This window comes from Stenotrophomonas geniculata ATCC 19374 = JCM 13324 (assembly GCF_001431625.1).
GTDB lineage: Bacteria > Pseudomonadota > Gammaproteobacteria > Xanthomonadales > Xanthomonadaceae > Stenotrophomonas > Stenotrophomonas geniculata.
Genome location: NZ_LLXT01000051.1, coordinates 1 through 5,386 on the forward strand (window position 1 = coordinate 1; position 5,386 = coordinate 5,386).

Consider the following 5,386-nt stretch of genomic DNA (forward strand, 5'->3'; position numbering starts at 1 on the left):
TCGACTGCAGCGGCCTGGTCGCCTATGTCTATCGCGAGATGCTGGACCTGAAACTGCCGCGCACCTCGCGCGACCTGGCGGCGGTACAGGGCCCGAAGATCGATCCGCAGCGCCTGGCCACCGGAGACCTAGTGTTCTTCGGCAGCCGCGGCAGCGTCACCCATGTCGGTATTTATGTGGGTGAAGGGCGCTTCGTGCACGCGCCGAGCACCGGCGGCACGGTACGCCTCGACTCGCTCAGCGGTCCCTACTGGAAGGACCACTACACAGGGGCGAAACGCGTCCTTCGCTAAAATGAACAGGCGATATGTTCAAAACTGTGACGCCCATCACCACGAAACTAACGGTTTACTAACGGAATTTTTAACTTATTGCCGCTTTTACAGGGCATGATGCCCCATCGTTTTTTTCCTGTGACCGACGCGTGACGACTGACGACCTGAAAAGCGAAGGCCAGACTTCCGTATCTTCACGTAGTGCCCGCCCGCTGTTGCTTGGCCTGGCACTGTGTCTGACCAGCCTTCCGGCCTGGTCGCAGACTGCTCCGAATCGTTCCGATGTGACCCCGGCCCCGGTGGCTGAGAGCACCGCCCGACCGGCCACCAAGGCCGAGGCCGCTGCTCCGCAGCGCAGCCGCGTCGATGCCGCCGCCAGTGCCACGCTGGCCGCGCTGCTGCCGCACCTGGCCGCCAATGACACCATTCCGCTGATGGACCGCTCGGCCGTGGTGGCCGGCGATCTCAGCCGCCTGCTCGCCAACTACGACACCAGCAGCGCCGCCAATGGCAGCGTTGTCGGCACCGCCGCCGATAACGGCAAGGTGCAGTCGCTGCTGCGCCGAGCAATGACCCTGCTGGGCACCCCGTACCGTTGGGGTGGCAGCAACCCGGACAGCGGCTTCGACTGCAGCGGCCTGGTCGGCTACGTGTTCCGCTCGGCGCTGGGTATCGAGCTGCCGCGCGTCTCGCGCGAGATGGCCCACGATGACAACGCCGAGCTGATCAACGATCGCACTGCGCTCGCCGCCGGTGACCTGGTGTTCTTCGGCCGCAAGGGCCGCGTCGACCACGTCGGCATCTATGTCGGTGATGGCCGCTTCCTGCACGCCCCGAGCTCGGGCAAGGACGTCCGCGTGGACACCCTGCTCAGTGGTTACTGGGGCAACAAGTTCATGCAGGCCCGCCGGGTCGACCTCTGACCCGCTGGCGCTACGGCGCCGCCTGAAAGACAAAAAGCCGCTGCCCCGCAGCGGCTTTTTTGTTTGCGCCCCCGGTAGGTGCCGACCTTGGTCGGCATCGCGCCGCCTGCCCTGGTGGGTGCCGACCGTTGGTCGGCACTGCCTCCATCCACGCATGGCGTGGATCTACCAGGACCCACCTTGGCCGCCACCGCGCCAACCAGCTCCCAAACAAAAGGCCCGCCGGGTCAGGGCGGGCCTTTTACATCTCCACGCAACCTCAGGCGCGTGGCGGTGTCGGGTCCGGATCGTCCACCCCGACATTGCTGGACGGATTGTCATACACCGCCTGATCGAGCAGCCCGGTCTCCTTGGCCACGATCACCGGCACCAGCATCTGGCCCGTCACGTTCGTCATCGTGCGCATCATGTCCAGGATGCGGTCGATGGCATACAGGTAGCCGATGGTCTCCAGCGGCAGGTTGGCCGCGCTCAGCACCACCGTGGCCATGATCACCGCAGTACCCGGCACGCCGGCGGTACCGAAGCTGCCCAGCACCGAGGCGATCAGCACCACCACATACTGTTCCGGGGTCAGCGGCACACCGCTGTACTGCGAGATGAACACCGCGCACAGCGCCGGGTAGATCGCGCCGCAGCCATCCATCTTGATGCTGGCGCCCAGCGGCACCGCGAACGAACCGTAGTCCTTGTTCACACCCAGGTTGTGGGTGATCGAACGCAGCGCCACCGGCATCGCGGCGAAGCTGGACGAGCTGACAAACGCCACCTGCATGCCCGGCGCGGCGCCACGGAAGAACTTCAGTGGGTTCAGGCCGTGCGCCAGCAGCAGCGCGCTGTAGACCACCACGATGTGCAGGGCGCAGGCCACGTACAGGGCCAGCACGAAATGCCCCAGCGGCAGCAGCTTCTCGAAGCCGTAGCTGCCGACCAGGCCAGCGATCAGACCGAAGGTGCCGATCGGGGTGACTTCCAGCACGAAGCGGGTCACCTGGATCATGATGTCGCTCATCTGGCCGACCAGCTTGCGCGCCTCGGTCACCTTCTCGCCCAGCTTGACGATGGCGAAACCGACCAGACCAGCAAAGAAGATCACCGGCAGGATCGAGCCACGGCCCGCGGCCAGCACGGTTTCACCGGCGGCATTGACCTTGGTGCCGATGCCGGACAGCGCGTAGAAGACATTGGCCGGCACCACATCCAGCAGCACCTGCACCACGCTGGGCACTTCACGCGGCACGTAGTTGCTGGCCATCGTCAGCTGCAGGCCACCGGCGCCGGGCTGCAGCACGGTGCCCACGCCCAGGCCGACGCACACCGCCAGCGCAGCGGTGATCACGAACCACAGGAAGGTGCGGCCACTGAGCGCGGCGACCGATTTCTGGCCGTGCAGCGACGAGATCGCGTTGATGACCGCGAAGAACACCAGCGGCACCGCGATCATCTTGATCAGGGTGACGTACAGCTCGCCGAGCGGGCCGAACCACGTTTCCGCGGCCGGGCCGAGCGCCCAGCCGGCCAGCGCGCCGAGCACGAAGCCACCGACCACGCGCTGCCAGAATGGAATCCGCAGCCAGGCAGAGACCAGCTTCATAGGCAATCCAGAGGGGAAGGAAGGGATGTTGGCACGATAGCCCAAGGCGGCCCGCAGAACGACCGCCCGGCCGGCAAATCAGTGTGTCATCGGCGTGCCTTGCGAGGGCGGGCATAATGAACGTCCCGTTACAGTTTGTGAGATCCCAGCGTCCATGCGCCGTTCCGTCTCCCTGTTGGCCGCCTGCGCCACCACCCTGCTGCTGGGCGCCTGCGCCAGCACCGCCCCCGCGTCCGCTCCGGCCGGCCTGAAGGTCGCCGTCGATCCCGTTACCCACCCGGCCGGCGAGACGCCGCAGTGGTGGTACCGCAGCGGCGCGGCCCAGGCCGCAGCGAACGGTGCGATGTCCGGCAAGGCCAGGAACGTCATCCTGTTCCTCGGTGACGGCATGAGCCTGACCACGGTGGCCGCCTCGCGCATCTACGAAGGCCAGCAGAAGGGTGGCTCGGGCGAAGAGAACCTGCTGTCCTGGGAACGCTTCCCGGCCACGGCGTTCAGCAAGACCTACAACACCGATTCGCAGACCCCTGATTCGGCCGGCACCATGACCGCCATCACCACCGGCGTGAAGACCCACATGGGCGCGATCGGCGTCAGCGCCGGCAGCCGCACCGACTGCGCCGACAGCCTGTCCAAGGGCCTGCTGACCTGGCTGCAGCTGGCCGACAGCGCCGGCCTGGCCACGGGCGTGGTGTCCACCGCACGCCTGACCCATGCCACCCCGGCCGCCACCTATGCACATTCACCCGAGCGCAACTGGGAAAACGACACCGACCTGACTGAAGCGGCCAAGGCGGCAGGCTGCAAGGACATCGCCCAGCAGCTGCTGTCGACCTCGCGCTATGGCCGCGGCCCGCTGGTCGCCCTCGGCGGTGGCCGCGGAGAATTCACCACCGTGGAAGAGCGCGATCCGGAGTACGACGACAAGGTCGGCCAGCGCCTGGACGGCCGCAGCCTGGTGCAGGAATGGCAGCAGGCCCATCCGCAGGGCGCCTACGTCTGGAACAGCAAGCAGCTGGCCGCCGCCGCCAATGCGCCGGCCATCCTTGGCCTGTTCGAGCCGGACCACATGCGCTACGAGTACGAGCGCCCGCAGGATCCGGGCGGTGAGCCGAGCCTGGCCGAACTGACGGCTGCGGCGATCAGGAATCTGTCGAAGCACCAGGAAGGCTACGTACTGATGATCGAAGGCGCGCGCATCGACCACGCCAACCACAGCGGCAACGCCTACCGTGCACTGACCGAGACCGTGGCCCTGTCCGATGCAGTGCGCGTGGCCAACGAACTGACCTCGGCCGACGACACCCTGATCATCGTCACCGCCGACCACTCGCACACGCTGAACTTCGTCGGCTACCCGGCACGCGGCAACCCGATCCTGGGCAAGGTGAAGGACAAGGGTGGCGAAGATGGCGCCGGCAAGCTGGATTACGCGCTGGACGGCACCGGCCAGCCGTACACCACGTTGAGCTACGCCAATGGCCCGGGCCATACCGGCAGCAGCAACCAGCAGCCGGCCGGCCCGAAGCGCTACCCGCACAACCCGAGCAGCTTCGAACCGGCCAACGGCCGCCCGAACCTGCGCGAGGTCGACACCGAGCATCCGGACTACATGCAGGAAGCACTGGTGCCGATGAAGTCCGAGTCGCACGGCGGCGAAGACGTCGGCATCTGGGCACGCGGCCCGGGCAGCAAGGCGATCCGCGGCACGCTGGAACAGAACGCGATCTACCACATGATCGTGCAGGCCACCCCGGCCCTGCGCGAGCGCCTGTGCCAGGCCGGCACCTGCGATGACAAGGGCGTGCCGGTGCAGCTGCCGGCGCCGACGGCCTTCGAACGCAAGGCCGAGGCCAAGTGATCGCACTGCAGGCCCGCCCTGCGCCTGCCAGCGGCCGCTTCGCGCGGTCGCTGGCCCTGCTCGGCGTGCTGGCCAGTGCCAACGCGCTGGCGCAGGCACCGGCGTGCAAGCTGCTGACCGACGAACACGGGTTGTGGCCGCTGCCCAACTGCGAAGTGGTCGACCACCGGCCGAAGATCCAGCCGGACACCCTGAAAGACCTGAACTTTGATGACCACGGCCTGGCCGTGGTGTATGCCGACCAGAGTTTCCACTACGTCGACCGCAAGGGCCGCAGCCTGCCGGTGCTGACCTGGGACAACGGCCCGGAGATGCCGGAAGAAGGCCTGCTGCGCGGCCGCGTCGGTAATCGCGTGGGCTACTTCGATCTGACATTCCGCCAGGTGGTGCCCGGCACCTTCGATTTCGCCTGGCCGTTCCGCGACGGCGTGGCCGAGGTCTGCAACGGCTGCCGTCGCGGCACGCCGGATGCCGATGGCCACACGCCGATGGAAGGCGGAGAGTGGTTCCGGATCGACCGCTCGGGTCGTCGGGTGAAGTAGGTTTTCGGCAGGGCTGCGCCCTGCACCTGCAGACCCAACGGCAACGGCGGAAGCAACAGCAACAGCGTGCATTCCGTGGGATGGCGGGGCACTGTGGGTTTGCGGGGACGCCGTAAACCCGTCCATGGGGGCTTGGTCGCCGCATCCATGCGGCTCACACCCCGCAAACCCACAGTGCCCCGCCTTCGACA

The 5,386-nt window shown here is 67.0% G+C and carries 5 protein-coding genes; 4 read left to right on the plus strand and 1 reads right to left on the minus strand.

Features of this window, described 5'->3' with window-relative positions; genetic code table 11:
- A partial coding sequence (locus tag ARC63_RS03165; protein ID WP_139042373.1) for a C40 family peptidase occupies positions 1–293 on the plus strand: 293 nt, incomplete at its 5' end.
- A gap of 131 nt (positions 294–424) precedes the next feature.
- Positions 425–1,198 (plus strand): C40 family peptidase, encoded by a 774-nt coding sequence (locus tag ARC63_RS03170; protein WP_010482985.1) that lies wholly within the window; start codon positions 425–427, stop codon positions 1,196–1,198.
- Between the two features lie 259 nt (positions 1,199–1,457).
- Here the strand turns inward: ARC63_RS03170 and ARC63_RS03175 are convergent, their stop codons facing one another.
- Positions 1,458–2,792, minus strand: coding sequence for a dicarboxylate/amino acid:cation symporter (locus ARC63_RS03175; protein ID WP_019338617.1), 1,335 nt, complete (start codon positions 2,790–2,792; stop codon positions 1,458–1,460).
- A 154-nt stretch (positions 2,793–2,946) separates the two neighbouring features.
- Between ARC63_RS03175 and ARC63_RS03180 the strand changes: the two genes are divergently transcribed.
- Positions 2,947–4,653, plus strand: coding sequence for an alkaline phosphatase (locus ARC63_RS03180; RefSeq protein WP_057502494.1), 1,707 nt, complete (start codon positions 2,947–2,949; stop codon positions 4,651–4,653).
- Positions 4,650–5,195 carry a WG repeat-containing protein gene (locus tag ARC63_RS03185; protein WP_057502495.1) on the plus strand — a complete coding sequence of 182 codons (546 nt, stop codon included), beginning with the start codon at positions 4,650–4,652 and terminating at the stop codon, positions 5,193–5,195. Before ARC63_RS03180 ends, ARC63_RS03185 begins: the two co-directional genes overlap by 4 nt.
- Positions 5,196–5,386 lie beyond the last annotated feature (191 nt).